The organism is Sphaerisporangium krabiense (assembly GCF_014200435.1).
GTDB classification, from domain to species: domain Bacteria; phylum Actinomycetota; class Actinomycetes; order Streptosporangiales; family Streptosporangiaceae; genus Sphaerisporangium; species Sphaerisporangium krabiense.
The window spans coordinates 5650528-5667625 of sequence record NZ_JACHBR010000001.1; the positions used below are offsets into that span (position 1 = coordinate 5650528).

Genomic DNA, 17098 nt, shown 5'->3' on the forward strand with positions numbered 1-17098 from the left:
GGACGCCCGTTCTGCGGCCGGGCGGCCGGGTTCTAGACTTCGGCATCATGGCCGTACAGATCTCACCGAGCATTCTCAGCGCCGACTTCGCCAGGCTCGCCGACGCCGCCGCCCAGGTGGGCGCCGCCGCCGACTGGCTGCACGTCGACGTCATGGACAACCACTTCGTGCCCAACCTGACCATCGGGCTGCCGGTGGTCGAGTCCCTGCTGAAGGCGACCGACCTCCCGCTCGACTGCCACCTGATGATCGAGGACCCGGACCGGTGGGCGCCGGCCTACGCCGAGGCGGGGGCGGGCAGCGTGACGATCCACGCGGAGGCGGCCAAGGCCCCGGTGCGCACGCTCCGCGAGATCCGCAAGGCGGGGGCCCGCGCCGGCTTCGCGCTCAACCCCGGCACGGCCGTCCAGCCCTACGAGGACCTGCTCGGCGAGATCGACATGCTCCTGGTGATGACCGTGGAGCCCGGCTTCGGCGGCCAGCCGTTCCTCGACATCGTGCTCCCCAAGGTCCGCAAGGCGCGCGAGCTCATCGACAAGCACGGCGGCGAGGTCTGGCTCCAGGTCGACGGCGGCGTCTCGGCCGCGACCATCGAACGCTGCGCCGAGGCCGGCGCCGACGTCTTCGTGGCCGGCAACGCCGTCTACGGCGCCGCCGACCCCGCCGGCGCCGTCCGCAGCCTCCGCGCCCAGGCCGAGCACGCCTCCTCCGCGCCCTGATCGGGCCGGCGCCGCACGCGCCTCCTCGGGCCCAGGCCGATCGCCCGTTCTTCGCGCGCTGATCGGCCGGGCCCGTGGACGCGTTCTCCGCGCCGTGGTGAGGACGTCACGGACGGTGGGTCAGGCGAGGCCGCCGGTGGCGTGGATGTTCTGGGACGTGATCCAGCGGGCGTCGGGGCCGGCGAGGAAGGCCACGACGTCGGCCACGTCCGCGGGCTGCCCGAGACGGCCGAGGGCGGTCACCTGGGCGGCCGTCTCCAGGGCTTCCGCGGAGTTGGTGCCGCGCAGCAGGTCGGTGTCGGTGGCGCCGGGGGAGACGGTGTTCACGGTGATGCCCCGCGCGCCGAGCTCCATCGCCGCGACCGCGGTGAGCTGCTCGACCGCCCCCTTGCTGGCCGCGTACGGGGCGATGCCGGGCGCCGGGCGCGTGGTGTTGAGCGTGGAGATGTTGATGATCCGCCCGCCGTCGGGCATGTGCCGGGCGGCGTGGCGGACGGTCAGGAAGACCGCGCGGGCGTTCACCGTCATCGCCTGGTCGTACAGCTCCTCGTCGAGTTCGGCCAGCGGCGCCGGGGTGAAGCTCAGCGCGGCGTTGTTGACCAGGATGTCCACGGCCCCCAGCCGCTCCTCGGCGATCTCCATCAGCCGCTCGGCGGCCCCCGCCTCGGCCAGATCGGCCCGCACGGCGTGCGCCCGTCCCCCCGCCTCCGCCACGACCTTCTCGACCTGCGCCGCGGCCTCGGCGTTGCTCGCGTAACTGAACACCACCGCGGCGCCGTCCCGGGCCAGCCGCTCGACGATCGCCCGGCCGATCCCCCGGGAACCCCCGGTGACCACGGCCCTCTTCCCCTGAAGCGCCGCCATGACGCCCTCCTCGCCGGTGAATCGTGATGGGACTTCCGGTTTCGAACCTACGGCCTCCGGTTCACCCGCGCACGCCCGGATGATTCGGTGAAACAGGCACGCGTTACTGAAACGCCGCGGCTTTGGCGACCTCGCCGCCTCGCGGGGCGGGATAGCCCTCCGAACCCTGTTCGATATGGCGGGAACGCCCTGAAGATCGGCCGTCACCGACCGTGATGATCATCCGGGATCTCGCGGCCATGGGGGCCCAATCGTGCAGGGCTTGCGCGGGGACTCAACTGGCGGGATCACACAGCGTCGCCGCCGGTTGGCGTTCGAGGCATTGACACTGCCTCTAACCCGCCATGATCATGGGGGCGCTCGGTGCGATTTATATCTCTTTTATGCGCGTTTCAATGAGGGCCATGGCGCGCCTCGCCGCTGGCTGACGTGGTTATCGGAGGTTGTGCTGTGCGCCTTCAGCGTGTCCGCATTTGGTTACCCGCGATCCTTTCCATGGCGTTACTCATTTCGTCCGTGGACGCGGTCACCGACCTGACCGCGCCGGCCGTCTCGTCGGCGGAGTCCCCGGTCGAACCGTCGGTGGAGGGACGTCCGATCCGCGAGGTCGCCGCCGTGCGCGGGGCCGAGGACACCGCGCCCGTCACCGGTCCCGCGACCAGGAGCGCGACACCGCCCGGCGCGGGAGCGGCGGAGGTCGCGGTGGGCGCCGCGCCCGCCCGCGCGGCCGGCCTGCCGATCACCGTGCGGAAGGCCGCCGGCACGGACGCGCCGGGCAGGGTCCGGGTGGAGTCGCTCGGCGCCGACGCGGTCGAGCGCCTGGGCGGCACGGCGGTGGGCCTGCGGGTCACCCGCGCCGACGGCGGACCGCGGCCGGCACGCGTCCGGATCGGGGTGGACTACTCCACGTTCGCCGCCGCGTTCCCCGCCGGGGCCGCGTCCCGGCTCGGAGTCATCGAGATGCCGGCCTGCGTGCTCGCGGCACGGCCGGACGCGGCGTGCGCCAAGGCGGCGGAGAGGGCCCGCGTCGTGCCGAGCGGCGACGACGCCGCCGCGCGGCGGGTGACGGTGGACGTGGAGGCCGCCCCGGACGGGTCGCCCGCCGCCGGGAAGGTGTACGCCCTGACCTCGCTGGCCGCGGCCGGCGACCCCGGCGAGGGGACCACCAACTTCGCGGCGACGGACCTGAAGGCCGCCGGATCCTGGCAGGTCGGACTGTCGGGGGGTGGCTTCTCCTACTCCTATCCGATCCCCCTGCCCCCGTCCGTGGCCGGCGAGGCCCCGGAACTGGCGCTGTCGTACTCCTCGTCCGCCGTCGACGGCCTGACCAACTACACCAACAACCAGGCGTCGGTCGCCGGGATGGGCTGGGAGATCTCCCCGGGCTTCATCGAGCGCCGGTTCCGGCCGTGCGCCGACGACGCCGAGGAGACCACCAAGAACACCGAGCAGCGCGACTGGAAGCACCAGTGCTGGGAGTCGCCGGACGAGAACGACGGCGACCCGGCGACCACCGACCACACCACCTCGCACCTGACGCTGTCGATCGAGGGCAAGTCCTCGCCGATCGTGAAGGACCGCACGAGCGGCGGCTGGAAGACCGTGGAGGACTACGGCTGGAAGATCGACTACCAGCCCTCCGCCGCGACCGGGCAGCCGTACTGGACGGTGACCACCACCGACGGCACCCTCTACCGCTTCGGCTATAACCGCGATGCGATGTGGCAGACCGCCTACGTCGGCGACGACCCCGGCGAGCCCTGCAAGGACCGGTACTCCAAGACCGGCCTGCCCGGTCTGTGCGACGCCCCCTGGCGGTGGAACCTGGACCAGCGGATCGACCCGGACGGCAACGTGGCCGACTACACCTTCGACCGGGAGGAGAACTGGTACTGCAAGGTGGTCGGCGCGCTGTGCCAGCCCGGGCCGTTCGGGGACGGCCGGGAGTTCCGGGTGCCCTACGACCGGGGCGGCCACCTGGCTCAGGTGGCCTACGGCCGCAACGTCAACGTGGCCGGGTCGGCGCACACCGCCAAGGTCGTCTTCAACGCCGTGGACCGGGGCAGGCCGCCCGCGTCCGGCGCGCCGTGGGACGACGACACCCCCAAGGACCTGGACTGCCCGTCGAGCCCGCGCGACGTGATCACCGCCTGTGACACCCCCGGCCCGGCGTTCTACATCTCCAAACGGCTCGACACGGTGGTGACCTCGGTGCTCAACGCCTCCGGCGGCTGGGACGAGGTCTACCGGCTGGAGGCCGGGTACAAGTGGGTCTACACCCAGATCCTGCAGAGCCTGCCGCCCGCGGGGCCCGTCCTGTGGCTGGACACCCTGCGCCCGGTCGGCCTCGCCGGGACCGGCCCCGACATCCCCATGCCCCCCGTGGACTTCGAGGCCACCCTGCTGGACAACCGGGCCGACCACGACGACGCCCAGGGCAGGCCCCGGCTGCGCATGCCGCGGATCTCCTCGGTGTACAACGGGCTCGGCGGCCGCACCGACGTCACCTACGGCCAGGCCAACCCCTGCCCGGTCCCCTCGGGCTACCCCACGACCGGCTGGGACACCGGCGCCCGCGACTGCTACCAGGCCACGCTCGGCACCTACTACGACGACGGCGGCATGCGGCACACCAGCCGGGCCGTCTACATGAAGTGGCTGGTCACCCAGGTCGTCGACAAGGACCTGGTCGGCGGCTCGCCGGACGTGCCCATCCGGTACGAGTACCTGGGCGCCCCTGCCTGGGCGCGGGCGTTCGACTACGCGCGCGCCGACACCACCCCGGGCGTGCTGTGCAGCCCGCCGTCGACCGGCTCCTGCAAGACGCTCGTCGAGGACTGGGACCAGTTCCGCGGCTACCAGACCGTGCGCACCGTCAAGGGCGCCGGGAGCGGCCCCGACGACTTCACCGTCAACACCTCCACCTTCTACCGCGGCATGTACGACGACGTGCGCGCCGACGGCGTCCGCAAGGGCGCCCGGATCACCGACTTCGACGGCAACGCCCGCGACGACCTGCGCGCACTGGCCGGCCGCACCCTGCAGGAGCAGTCCTGGCGCGCCACCACCGTCAACGGCGCCGCCCCTGAGCGGGCCACGCCCGGCACGGCGGCGGGACCGCGGCCCGGCGACGCCGAGACCGCGCGGCCGGGGCCGGGGAAGGCCGGAACCGCCGCCCTGGGCTGTACGTATCCGGCCTGGCAGCAGTTCGCCTCCTACACCAAGGGCGCCAAGGTCTCCTGGACCGGCCACCACTGGGAGGCGCTCGGCCCGAGCGTCAGCGCCGAGCCCGGCAAGGTGTCCGGCGCGTGGAAGGACCTCGGCGACTGCGCCGCCGGCCCCACCCCCACGCCCACTCCCACCGGCGGCCCCACGACACCCCCGGGCGGCCCGGGTCTGGGCGGGTACACCGAGATCGGCTCGACCCGCTACGAGTACACCACCCGCCAGGCGGGCGACGGGCCGGGCATCTACGACCCGCTGCTGATCACCACCACCCGCCAGGTCGCCCGCGAGGCCGTCACCTCCGGCTTCCGCTACACCGACCAGCGCACCACCTACGACGCCTACGGCCTGCCCACCAAGGTCAACGACTACGGCGACACCACCGACCCCGGCGACGACAGCTGCACCTCCACCACCTACGCCCGCGACACCGCCAGATGGCTGCTCGACTACCAGGCCACCGTGGAACGCAGAGCGGGGGAGGACTGCGCCGGCGGCGCCCTGCTGGCCAGGACCGTCACCCTGTACGACGGCGCCGCGGGACCGGCGGCCAACACCCCGAGCCGGGGCAACGCCACCGAGACCCGGGTGTACACCGGCGACGACGACTACGCGGCGACCCGGAGCGGCTATGACGGCTACGGGCGGGTCACCTCCAGCGTCGACGCGGCCGGCAAGACGACCCGGTTCGCCTTCAGTCCGGCGACCGGCTGGCCGGCGGGCGGGGTGGTCACCACCAATCCGCTCGGGCACACCACGACCACCTGGCTGTCGCCGTACCACGGCCAACCCGTCCAGACCCGTGACCCTGACGGCAACGACACGGTCATGGACCACGACGCCCTCGGCCGGGCGACCGCGCTGTGGACGCCCCAGCAGCCCAGGAGCGGTGGCACCGCCGCCGCGTCCATCACCTACACCGTCCCCTTCGACGGCGCGCTCGGCCAGCCGACGGCGGCCGTGCGGACGACGCTGCGCCGGCTGCGGTCCGGCTCGGGCGCCACGGCCACCTGGCTGACCGCCCACACCTACATCGACGGCCTCGGCCGGGTCCGGGAGAACCAGTCGGCGTCCCCGGCGGGCGGGCGGATCGTCACCGTCACCGCCTACGACGCCCGCGGGCTGGCCGCCGCGGCGTCCGAGCCCGCGCACAACACCGCCGACCCGGGCTCGGGCCTGCTGAATCCCGCGCTCACCAGCCTGCCCCAATGGTCCAAGACCGTCCACGACGGCGCCGAGCGCGCGACGGCCGAGATCGAGTACTCGTTCGGCGGCGAGCTGCGGCGCACCACCACCGCCCACTACGGCGACCGCTACGACGTCCAGCCGCCCGCCGGCGGGAAGAGCGTCCACTGGACCGACGCCGACGACCGCGTCGTGAAGATCGAGGAGTGGACGGACGCCACGTCCCACAAGGACACCTCCTACGTCTACGACCGCGACGGCCGCCTGACGACGATGACGGACGCCAACGGCAACGTGCGCAGGTTCGCCTACGACCTCGCCGGCCGCCGGACCGCCTCCCACGACCCCGACGCCGGAGACGTGGAACAGCACTACGACGCGGCGGGACGGGTGAGCTGGACCAAGGACGGGCGGGGCCAGAAGCTCTCCTACGGCTATGACGACCTCGGCAGGAGGACCGCGTTGTGGGCCGGGGACGAGGGGACCGGCACCAGGCTGGCCTCCTGGACCTACGACACGCTGGCCAAGGGCAAGCCGGTCTCCTCCACCCGCTACGTCGGCGGGGCCGCCTACACCGATCGGATCACCGGCTACGACACCATGGGCCGCCCGACCGGCTCCACCCTCACCATCCCCGCCTCCGAGGACCTGCTGGCCGGCGACTACACCTTCACCACCGCCTACGACGCCGCCGGCGAGATCACCGAGATGGGCATGCCCGCCGCCGGAGGGCTGCCCAAGGAGAAGGTGACCTTCACCTCCACCGACCTGGGGCTGCCCAAGGGCGTGGCGTCCGACTACGGGGGCGGATTCACCTACGTCAAGGACACCCGGTACACCCCGACGTCCCAGCTCGCGGAGCGTTCGTACGGCGCCACGGGGGCGATCAGGCGCGCCGTGGCCTGGGACGCGTCCACCGGCTGGATCTCGCGGGTCACCACGACCGCCAAGGCCGACACGAGCACGCCGGTGCTCGCCCAGGACGACCGGTACTCCTACGACGTCGCCGGCCGGATCACCCGCCTCCAGGACGCGGCGTCCGCCGTCGCCGGCGCGCCGCAGGGCCAGTCCGAGTGCTTCGCCTACGACGGCCTGCGCAGGCTCTCGGCGGCCTGGACCACGACCGCGTCCTCCTGCGCCGGCGGCGTGGCGGGCGCGGACGGGCTCGGCGCCGACCCGTACCGGCAGCAGTACGCCTACGACCCGGTCGGCAACCTGACCACGCTGAACGACAACGGCCAGGTGTCCACCTACAGGTACCCCGCGCCGGGCGCCTCGGCCGTCCGCCCGAACGCCGTCACCTCCGTCGAGCGCCCTGGCGGCTCCGACACCTACGCCTACGACGGCGCGGGGCAGCTCGTGTCGCGCTCGGTGGCGGGCAAGCCGGCCGCCTTCCAGTGGAACGAGCTCGGCCAGATGGCGAAGGCCACCGTCGGCGGCCAGGACACCTCGATGGTCTACGACGCCGACGGCGAGCGGCTGATCCGCCGCGACCCCTCCGGCAAGGTGACGCTGTACGCCGGGGACATGGAGATCGAGCTCGCCGGGGGCAGGCTCACCGCCAAGCGGTACTACACCACCCCCGACGGCGCCCTGGTCGCGGTGCGCACCGGCGGTTCGGAGCTGAAGTGGCTGACCTCAGGGGCGCACGGCAGCATGCAACTGGCCATCGACGACGCCACCGGCCGCGTCGACAGGGAGCGATACCTGCCGTACGGCGCGCGTCGCGGCGCCGACGACCTGCCGTTCACCGACCGCGGCTTCCTCGGGAAGATCGAGGACGACCAGACCGGCCTCGACTACCTGTCGGCCCGCTACTACGACCCCGCGCTCGCGAAGTTCGTCTCCACCGACCCCCTGCTCGACCTGACCAGACCGGGCTGGGCCAACCCCTACGCCTACGCGGGCGGCGACCCGGTCGGACTGTCCGACCCGACCGGTCTGCGGCCCGCGCCCCTACCCCCGTCCGGTCCGTGCGACAAGCCCAACAGCCTCGCGTGCGCCAAGTACAAGGCCGACCTGGCGAAGGGCAAGGTCAAGGACTGGGAGAAGCGGCTCCTCGACGCGCTCATGGCCCTCGGCAAGATCGCCGCGGACGAGCTCGGCATCACCGCGGGCATCGAATGCCTCACCACGGGCGACCTCGGCGCGTGCGGCGAGACGGCGCTCAACATCCTCGGCTCGCTCGCCGGCGGCCTGGTGGCCAAACTCGGCGTCAAGTACGCGCTGCCCTGGAAGTGGAAGAAGGGCGTGCGGCTCGCCGAGTCGGTCTGGAAGCACGCCCGTCAGGCGATCGACTCCTTCAAGGGCTGGGTGAGGTCGAAGGACGAGCTGAAGGCGGCGGAGGGCGTCGTCGGCAAGATCATAAAATCCTGCAGCAGCTTCGTGCCGGGGACCGAGGTTCTCATGGCCGACGGCACGCGCAAGGACATCGAGGACGTACGCGCCGGGGACGAGGTGCTCGCCACGGACCCGCAGACCGGTGTGACGGCGGCGAAACGGGTCATCGCCGTCGTCACGAGCGCCGGGACGAAGAACCTCGTACGCGTCACCCTCGCAGTCCCCGGTTCGCGAGGCGCCACCGACGTCGTCGCCACCGGCACCCACCCGTTCTGGGTCGCCGGCGAAGGCCACTGGCTCAACGCGTCCGACCTACGGCCCGGAATGACGCTGCGGGACGCCGACGGGAGTGCCGTCACGGTGCTCGGCGTGGTCAAGTACCAGGTCGCGGGTCAGCGGGTGCACAATCTCACCGTCGAGGACGTCCACACCTACCATGTGGCGGCGGGAACGGCCGATGTCCTGGTCCACAACGCGGGCGCGTGCTCTCTCGCCCAGGCCGGTGAGGTGCTCGCCGACCGGTGGGGCAAGAATCGCGTGACCGTTCAGTCGGGCGACGTGCGGTACGCCGTCGACCTCCGGGGAAGGTCGCACTTCGACAAGAAGACCGGCACGTACATCGACACACCCCACGTCAAGATCTACCGCTACCACCGGGGGCCGAACGGACGCGGAGGCTGGCAGGCCGAAGACACCCGTGCCGCCACCTGGGCCGACCTGAGAATGGTCAGGAAGTACTTCGAGAAACTAGGCAAGTAGGGCACACGGTGAGCATCTGATCATGGCCGAGTTCCTGGGTCTGGACCCCTGGCACGACGAGGGCCCGGTAGTCGACTTCTCGACACCGACCGGCATCGTCGACCTGCACAACAACGCGACGGTCGAGCAAGTGATCTTCGCGCCACGCGAGGCGGTCCTGCGGATACTCTTCCGGTACGCGGAGGACTGGCGCACGATCGACACCGAGGGCCGTCTCGTCGAACTCGAATTCCGCGAGGTCAGAGATTTGCGCATCGCCCAGGCCGCCGACTACGACCCAAGATCCTCCACCACCTTGGAAGGGCTGGTCCACCGTCTCGAAGGCCCCATGTCCGCCTTCGAGGTGGACATGGGAGACATCACATGCTCACTACTCGCCGGAGCACTGACCCTGCACCTGCCGGAGTGACCCACCCCGTCGCCCGTCGCCCTCCCGGCGCCGGGCGACGGCCGCACGGGCCGCCACCGTCCCATGCCGATACCGGTGCGCAAGTTCATGGTCGAGGCGTGGTCGGCGCAAGAGTTCGCGCAGTGGTGCTCAGAGCAACCGCGTCGAGGTTCGGTTCGATGGTGCCACCGTGTGGCTGCGCTCAGAGTCGCGAAGTTCGCTCTGGCGAGCGCGATGTCGATTCCGTGGATGGTTGGGGGAGGCAAGTATGAGGCAAGAGACCTGACCGTGCCGTTCGCTCGCTGATCGGCGTCCGGTTGAGGACTGCTCAAAGGACTGGCAGTCCAACGAACTTTGTCATTCGTTTCTGTTGAGGAACGTGATCAGATCCTCGTTCTCCGAAGGTGTCCGGAAACCAACGTTCCGGCGAGCCAGCTCACGTAGCGTTGGGGAACGATAAGGCTTGGGCAGAACTGCCGACCCTATACTGTCCTGCCATACTGTCCCTGCAATCAAGACCGATCCGTCTATGGCCGACATGGCAAATCCTGGATGACCATATTCTGATCCGAGAACGCCGGACGCCGCCCCTGCGCCTGCGAGATCCCACTCGTCTGACAGTTCCACCAATCCCCACGAGTGCTCCCACCATGCAGGGTCTTCCCAGTCGTCGGCTTCCTCGCGAGCGCTGTTGAAGGCTGGATCAATGGCGGGGGTCAATGAGACCAGGAAACGGCGATCCGCCGAAAAAAGCCCGTACTCGGTAGATAGTTCGTACCAGTCGGCATTGAACTTCCCGACGCGTTGCGGGTCGTCAAGTCCGACAACCCGGTCTCGTCGCCCCTCCTCCGGGCTGCACGAGGTCGCCATTCCCGCGATGAAGGCAGGAATCCCGGTCCTACGTGTAAGGCAGACAAACCTCATGCCGAAGCCCGCCATCAACCTCGCCACCAGCTCTTCGTTCAATACTTCCTCCGGCCTGCCTGGGAATCGTGAGCATCCAAGCCGCTCGGCGTAGAACCCCCGGTCGGGCAGCACGAACGTGACCGGGCACCTGATCCGCGCGTACACGTCCACGCTCGGATGGATCACCGCGTCCGGAGCGGGCGCGCTGACGGTGGCGATCTCCTCGATGGCCGGGCGGCGTTCCCAGAGTCCGTCCGCGCGACGCAGGAAGGCGCGCAGCGTGACCTCACGCACCGCCACCAGGCGACAGTGATCCACCAGACGGGACGCCACCTCCGTCCACACCGCGGCGTTGTGACCGCTGCCATGGACCAGCGACACGCCCGTGGTCCCTGGCCGCCGAAGTCCAGCCCCGCCGGCACGCCGTCGCCGACGGGGAACTCGATCTGCCTTACCGACATCTTCGACACCCTGCCCGTCGGTACCCGAGCAAGGCGACCCGTTGACACCGTCGTCCGGGTCCTGGCCGCCGGCCTCCCGGCTCCGACGTGTGGTCCGGTCAGGCGAGGGCGGGGTCGAGGACGATGTCCTCGCCGTGGGTGGTGGGGGCCTCGGGGTAGTGGCAGGCCGTCAGGTGGCCCTCGTGGTTGCCGTCCAGGCGGACCAGGGGGGGCTCCTCGGTGGCGCACTTGTCCTGGGCCTTCCAGCAGCGGGTGCGGAAGCGGCAGCCGGACGGGGGGTCGATGGGGGAGGGGACGTCGCCGGCGAGGCGGATGCGCTCGGTCGTGGCGTCCTCGCCGGGGTTGACCTCGGGGACGGCGGAGAGGAGGGCGTGGGTGTAGGGGTGGCGTGGGCGCTCGTAGATGGACGTGCGGTCGCCGACCTCGACGATCTTGCCGAGGTACATGACCGCGACGCGCTGGGAGAAGTGCCGCACCACGGCCAGGTCGTGGGCGATGAACAGGAACGCGATGCCGAGGTCCCGCTGGAGTTGCTGCAGCAGGTTCACCACCTGGGCCTGGATCGAGACGTCCAGGGCCGAGACCGGCTCGTCGGCGACGATCAGGCGCGGCTCCAGGGCGAGGGCGCGGGCGACGCCGATGCGCTGGCGCTGGCCGCCGGAGAACTCGTGCGGGAACCGGTTGTAGTGCTCGGGGTTGAGCCCGACGATCTCCAGCAGCTCGCGCACGCGCTTCTGCCGCCCGCCGGGCGGGGTGATGCCGTTGACCTCCATGGGGCCGCTGATGATGGCCCCGACCGTGTGCCGGGGGTTGAGCGACGAGTACGGGTCCTGGAAGATCATCTGGATCTCGGACCTGATCGGCTTCAGCTCGCGCCGGCTCGCGTGGGAGATGTCCTTGCCCTTGTACGCGATGGTGCCCGCCGTCGGCTCCAGCAGCCGTGACACCAGGCGGCCCGTCGTCGACTTGCCGCAGCCGGACTCGCCCACCAGGCCGAGGGTCTCGCCCGCGCCGACCGAGAGGTCGATGCCGTCCACGGCGTGCACGCGCCCGACCTGGCGCTTGAAGACCAGCCCGCCGAGGACGGGGAAGTGCTTGGTCAGGCCGGACAGCTCCAGCAGGGTCTCGGTCACAGGCGTTCCTTGATCGTGCCGTCGAAGATTTCCCGCTTCTGGGCGAGGGTCAGGTAGCAGGCGTCGCGGTGTCCCTCGGCGGGGGAGAGCTCGGGGCGCTCGGTGGCGCACACGTCCGAGCCGACCCGCGCCATGTGGTCGCACCGGGGGTGGAAGGGGCAGCCGGACGGGGGCGCGAGCAGGCTGGGCGGGGTGCCGCGCACCGGCAGCAGGGGGATGTCGACGTTGGAGCCCAGCTTGGGCATCGATCCGAGCAGCCCCCAGGTGTAGGGGTGGCGGGGTTCGCGCAGCACCTCGCGCACCGTCCCCTGCTCGATGGCGCGGCCCGCGTACATGACCAGCACGTCGTGCGCGGTCCTGGCCACCACGCCGAGGTCGTGGGTGATGAGGATGATCGAGGTGCCGAACTGCTGCTGGAGGTCCTTGAGCAGGTCGAGGATCTGCGCCTGCACGGTGACGTCCAGCGCCGTCGTGGGCTCGTCGGCGATGAGCAGGTCGGGGTCGCAGACCAGCGCCATCGCGATCATGACCCGCTGGCGCATGCCGCCGGAGAACTGGTGCGGGTAGTCGTCCACCCGCGTCCTGGCGTGCGGGATGCCGACGCGCTCCAGCATCTCGACCGCGCGGTCGCGCGCCTCGCGCTTCCCCACGCCCTTGTGCTTGCGGTACACCTCGGAGATCTGGCGGCCGACCGTGTGGTACGGCGACAGCGAGGTCAGCGGGTCCTGGAAGATCATGGCGATGCGGTTGCCGCGCAGCCGCTCCAGGGTGTGCCGGCTCGCCTGGAGCAGGTCCTCGCCCTCCAGCAGGATCTGCCCGCCGAGCGAGGTGTACGCCCGGTCGTGCAGCCCGAGGATGGCCAGGTTGGACACCGACTTGCCCGACCCGGACTCGCCGACGATGCCGAGCGTGGTGCCCTTGGCCAGGTCGAACGACAGGTTGTCCACGGCGTGGACGACGCCGTCCTCGGTGGAGAACTCGACCGTCAGGTCGCGCACCGACAGGAACGGCGCACGGCCGCCGGCGGCCGCGGGCTCGCGCTCCCAGGTCACGGTGGTCACGGGCCGCTCCTTCGCGTTCTCGGGGCGCGCGCCGGTCATCCGAGCCGCACGCGGGGGTCGATGACGGCGTACAGGACGTCCACCACGATGTTCAGGATGACGATCGCGAAGGCGCCGACGAGGGTGACGCCGAGCAGCATGGGAAGGTCGGTGTTCTGCACGGCGCGCACGGCCAGTTCGCCGATGCCGTGCAGGGTGAACGTCTGCTCGGTGATGATCGCGCCGCCGAGGAGGGTGGCGAGGTCCACGCCGAAGATGGTCACGATGGGGATCATCGCGCCGCGCCAGGCGAACCTGAGGAACACCGTCCGGCCGGACATGCCCTTGGCCCGCGCCGTGCGGACGTAGTCCTCGGCGAGCTGCTCGACCATGGTCGAGCGGGTCATGCGCGTGTAGTTGGCGGTGAAGATGATCGACAGCACCACCCACGGGATCAGCAGGTGGACGAACCACCCCAGCGGGTCCTCGGTGAAGGGGATGTAGGAGGGGCGGGGCAGCAGCCCCAGGCTGTCGACGATGAAGAACACCAGCAGCGGGCCGACGAAGTAGATCTGCAGGGACGCGCCGATCACCGAGGACGTGCTCGCGATCTTGTCGAGCGGCTTGCCCTGCTGCCAGGCCGCGATCATGCCGGTGACGACGCCGAAGGACAGGATCACGACCGCCGCGCCGAGCGTCACCGACAGCGTCACCGGGAAGCGGTCGAGGATCGCGCCGAAGACGGGCTCCTGGGTGGCGAACGAGTAGCCGAGGCAGGGGGCGGCGCACACGCCGAACTGCACCAGGTCGCGGCCGGTGAAGATGCCGGCCAGCCAGTGCCAGTACTGGACGAACAGCGGCTGGTCCATGCCGAGGTTGTGCCGGATCAGTGCCAGGTTCTCCGGCGAGCAGATCTTCCCGCAGAACGCCCGCGCGGGATCACGGGGGACGGCGTAGAAGAGGAAGAACGTGACCACACTGATGATCAGCAGGATCACGACGGCGCCGATGAGGCGGCGTACGAAGAACCGGAACATGGCCTCGGGCTTCTTCTGCGGGACGTGCGGGGGACGGGCGCCGCCGCCCGGGCGTTGCCGGGCGGCGGCTCAGGACTACTTGACGTACACGTTCAGCGGGGACTGCTCGCCCTGGACGAGGCTGAACTCCACCCCGCCGAGGCCCGAGCCGTACAGGCCGAAGTAGGTCTGGTAGTACTCGGGGACGATGGGCGCCTGCTCCATGATCTTCTTGTCGAGCGCGGCCCACGCCTTGCCGGCCTCGGCCGCGTCGGTGATCTTGTTGGCGGCGTCGATCGCGGCGTCCACCTCAGGGTTGCTGAAGTGGCTGTAGTTGGTGGAGTTGTCGGCGATCAGACGGCTGTCGAACAGCGGCTGGATCGCGGTCTGGCCGGTCGGCCAGTCGGCGGCCCACCCGGTCCAGTAGATGTCGTACTTGTTGTCCACCGGGCCGATCGCGTCGTAGTAGGTCGCCGGGTTCAGCGGCTTGGCCACGACGTTGAAGCCGGCCTTGCCGAGCGCGTCCTTGATCGCGACGGTGATCTTCTCCTGCGTCGGCGTCTGGTTGTAGGCGTAGACGACCGTCGGGTTGGGCTTGCCGGCCTCCTGCAGCAGCTTCTTGGCGCCCTCGGGGTCGCCGTTCGGCTTGGCCAGCGTGCCGTACAGGTCGAAGGCCTCGTAGCCGAGCACGGTCGGGCTCATCACCGTGGTGGCGATCTTGCCGCTGTTGATCTCGCCGCCCGAGATGAGCTGGAGCTGCTTGGACGGCCACGCCTTGATGATGGCCTGGCGGACCTTCACGTCGGTCAGCCGCTTGCTGTTGAGGTTGTAGAACGTGGTGAACGGCGTCAGGCCCTGGATGGACCGCTTCATCGCCTCGGCGTTGCCGAGGACCTCCTGCACCCGCTCGGGCGCGACCGCGTTGTGGAACGTCATCGCGGTCTTGTCCGGCCCGCTGTCGGCCAGGAAGCGCTCGGTGGACTGCTGCGACTGCAGGCCGAACTCCATGTGCCACTTGTCGGGGAAGGCGTTGCGGATCGGGTCGGTGTTCGGGTCCCAGTGCGGGTTGCGCTCCAGGTCCATCGACTTGTCGGTGATGTGGCTGACGATCTGGTACGGGCCCGAGGAGAACGGCTTCTTGTCGTACTTCTCCTTGGTGTCCTGCGCCTTCGGCACCGCGCCGTAGCCGGTCATGGCCACCGTGAAGTTCAGGTCCGGGTGCGCCTCCTTCAGCTTGAAGACGACCGTCTTGTCATCGGGCGTCTCGATCGCGTCCAGGGACTTGCCGTTGTACGGGCCCTCGTAGGCCTTGCGGTAGTCGGCGCCGGCCAGCCACTGCTGCAGGTAGGTCGGACCCTCGGTGATGAACGGCGCGAAGAGCCGCTCGACGCTGTACTTGATGTCGGCCGAGGTGATCGCCGAGCCGTCCTGCCACTTCAGGCCGTCCTTGAGCGTGAACTTCCACGTCTTGCCGCCGTCGGTGGTGGTGCCGGTGTCGGTGGCCAGGTCGCCCACCAGCTTGAGCGAGCCGTCGGCGGCCTGGCGGTAGCCGGTGAGCTGCCGGGTGAACAGCAGCGACGCCGTGGCGTTGTAGTTGAGGTAGACCCGGCCCGGGTCGAGGTGGGAGAAGTCGTCGCGGTCGATCATGTTGACCGTGCCGCCGCGCTTGGCGCCCTCGACGGGGTTCGCCGGGCCGTTGGAGTCGGCCGCGGTGCCCACGGTGATGGCGCTGACGGCCTTGTTCTCCAGGGACTTGGTGGGCGTGGCCGCGCCGCCGCCGGTCGCGGCGGGGCCGCCGCCTCCGCCCTTGGCGCAGCCCGCAAGCGTGAGGGCCCCGGCCGTGAGGATCGCCGCCGCCGCGGTGACCCTCCTGCGTGAGACTGTCATAACGCCCTTCCTGATCATGTACGTGCTGGTCCTGGTCCGCAGGTCAGCGGGGGGTGGAGCGGCTCATCGCCGGGTCTTGGGGTCGAAGGCGTCCCGCAGGGAGTCGCCGAGGAGGTTGAAGGCGACGACGAAGATCACCATGGAGACGCCGGGGAAGATCAGATAGGTGATGTCCTGGTGGTAGACGTTGGAGCCGACCAGGAACATGCGCCCCCAGTCCGGGGTGGGCTCGGTCATGCCGACGCCGAGGAAGCCGAGGCCGGCCTCCGCGCCGACGTACAGCGGCAGCGCGAGCGTGGACTGGATGATGATCGGCGTCCAGAGGTTGGGCAGCAGCTCCTTGAAGATGATCCGCGCCGGTGACGCGCCGGTGACCCGCGCGGCCTCGATGAACTCGCGCTCGCGCAGCGAGAGCACCTGCGAGCGCAGCAGCCGTGAGATCGTCGCCCAGCCCAGCACGGTGAGCACCACGCAGATGGAGACGTAGCGCAGCCAGACCGGGGTCTCCTCCTCGGGGGACACGAACGCGGCCTCGACGACCGGCAGGAACACGATGAGGAAGAGCTGCGACGGGAAGGCCAGCAGGGTGTCGATGATCCGGCCGATCACGTAGTCGGTCTTGCCTCCGGCGTATCCCGACCAGATGCCCATGACGACGCCGATGATCGTCGTGACGATCGTGACGATGATCGCGATGGACAGCGAGGTGCGGATTCCGTAGACGAGCTGCATGAACACGTCGCGGCCCAGCCCTGGTTCGAGGCCGAACCAGAAATCCCCGCTCATGCCCCCGTTGGGCGCGATCGGGTAGCCGTACTCGTTGAGCAGGCCATCGGCGTTCTGGCCATAGGGCGTGTAGGCGTCCTTGCCGTATAGCCAGGAGATGACCGGCGCGAGCAGCGCGACGAGGAAGTAGAACGCCACGACGAAGGCGGCCGTGACCCCGGTGCGGTCCCGGCGGAAGCGGCGCCACATGAGCTGGGCCGGCGAACGGCCCACCAGGGATGAGCGGGCCTCGTCCGCGGCCGCCGGGCCTTCGCCGGGGCCGGGGGCCGTCTCGGACCTGGCCTGTGAGGGGAGTGTCATTGTCCGGGTGCCACCAGAGATCGATCGCGGTAAATCGTGACTTGAGGGAACCTTGGCAATTTATTACCTGCCGGTCAATGTCCCAGACG

10 protein-coding genes are annotated in these 17098 nt (G+C 70.3%); 3 read left to right on the forward strand and 7 right to left on the reverse strand.

Translation table 11 applies throughout. The features are described from left to right. The first annotated feature begins 47 nt into the window (after positions 1 to 47). Positions 48 to 719 (forward strand): ribulose-phosphate 3-epimerase, encoded by a 672-nt coding sequence (rpe, locus tag BJ981_RS24780; protein WP_184614218.1) that lies wholly within the window; start codon positions 48 to 50, stop codon positions 717 to 719. A gap of 120 nt (positions 720 to 839) precedes the next feature. On the opposite strand, the gene BJ981_RS24785 is transcribed toward rpe, so the two are convergent. Further along, positions 840 to 1583: an SDR family oxidoreductase gene (locus BJ981_RS24785; protein WP_184614220.1), complete on the reverse strand. Its 744-nt coding sequence runs from the start codon at positions 1581 to 1583 to the stop codon at positions 840 to 842. Between the two features lie 495 nt (positions 1584 to 2078). Between BJ981_RS24785 and BJ981_RS24790 the strand changes: the two genes are divergently transcribed. Both BJ981_RS24790 and BJ981_RS24795 read left to right on the forward strand, forming a co-directional pair. Further along, positions 2079 to 9092: a polymorphic toxin-type HINT domain-containing protein gene (locus tag BJ981_RS24790; protein WP_184614222.1), complete on the forward strand. Its 7014-nt coding sequence runs from the start codon at positions 2079 to 2081 to the stop codon at positions 9090 to 9092. A gap of 22 nt (positions 9093 to 9114) precedes the next feature. Next, entirely contained in the window at positions 9115 to 9501 is a 387-nt protein-coding gene (locus BJ981_RS24795; protein WP_184614224.1) for a hypothetical protein, read from the forward strand. Between the two features lie 336 nt (positions 9502 to 9837). Here the strand turns inward: BJ981_RS24795 and BJ981_RS24800 are convergent, their stop codons facing one another. The 6 genes from BJ981_RS24800 to BJ981_RS24825 form a co-directional block, all read right to left on the reverse strand. Next, entirely contained in the window at positions 9838 to 10767 is a 930-nt protein-coding gene (locus tag BJ981_RS24800) for a hypothetical protein (RefSeq protein ID WP_184614226.1), read from the reverse strand. Positions 10768 to 10945: 178 nt separating this feature from the next. Then, positions 10946 to 11980, reverse strand: coding sequence for an ABC transporter ATP-binding protein (locus tag BJ981_RS24805; RefSeq protein WP_184614228.1), 1035 nt, complete (start codon positions 11978 to 11980; stop codon positions 10946 to 10948). Then, on the reverse strand, positions 11977 to 13041 hold the full coding sequence (locus BJ981_RS24810) for an ABC transporter ATP-binding protein (protein WP_239139758.1): 1065 nt from the start codon (positions 13039 to 13041) through the stop codon (positions 11977 to 11979). Before BJ981_RS24810 ends, BJ981_RS24805 begins: the two co-directional genes overlap by 4 nt. 35 nt (positions 13042 to 13076) lie before the next feature. Continuing rightward, positions 13077 to 14057, reverse strand: a complete 981-nt coding sequence (locus tag BJ981_RS24815; RefSeq protein WP_184614232.1) for an ABC transporter permease — start codon at positions 14055 to 14057, stop codon at positions 13077 to 13079. Positions 14058 to 14132: 75 nt separating this feature from the next. Further along, positions 14133 to 15923, reverse strand: a complete 1791-nt coding sequence (locus tag BJ981_RS24820) for an ABC transporter substrate-binding protein (RefSeq protein ID WP_184614234.1) — start codon at positions 15921 to 15923, stop codon at positions 14133 to 14135. Positions 15924 to 15986: 63 nt separating this feature from the next. Continuing rightward, positions 15987 to 17009 carry an ABC transporter permease gene (locus BJ981_RS24825; protein WP_184614236.1) on the reverse strand — a complete coding sequence of 341 codons (1023 nt, stop codon included), beginning with the start codon at positions 17007 to 17009 and terminating at the stop codon, positions 15987 to 15989. Between the last annotated feature and the right edge of the window lie 89 nt (positions 17010 to 17098).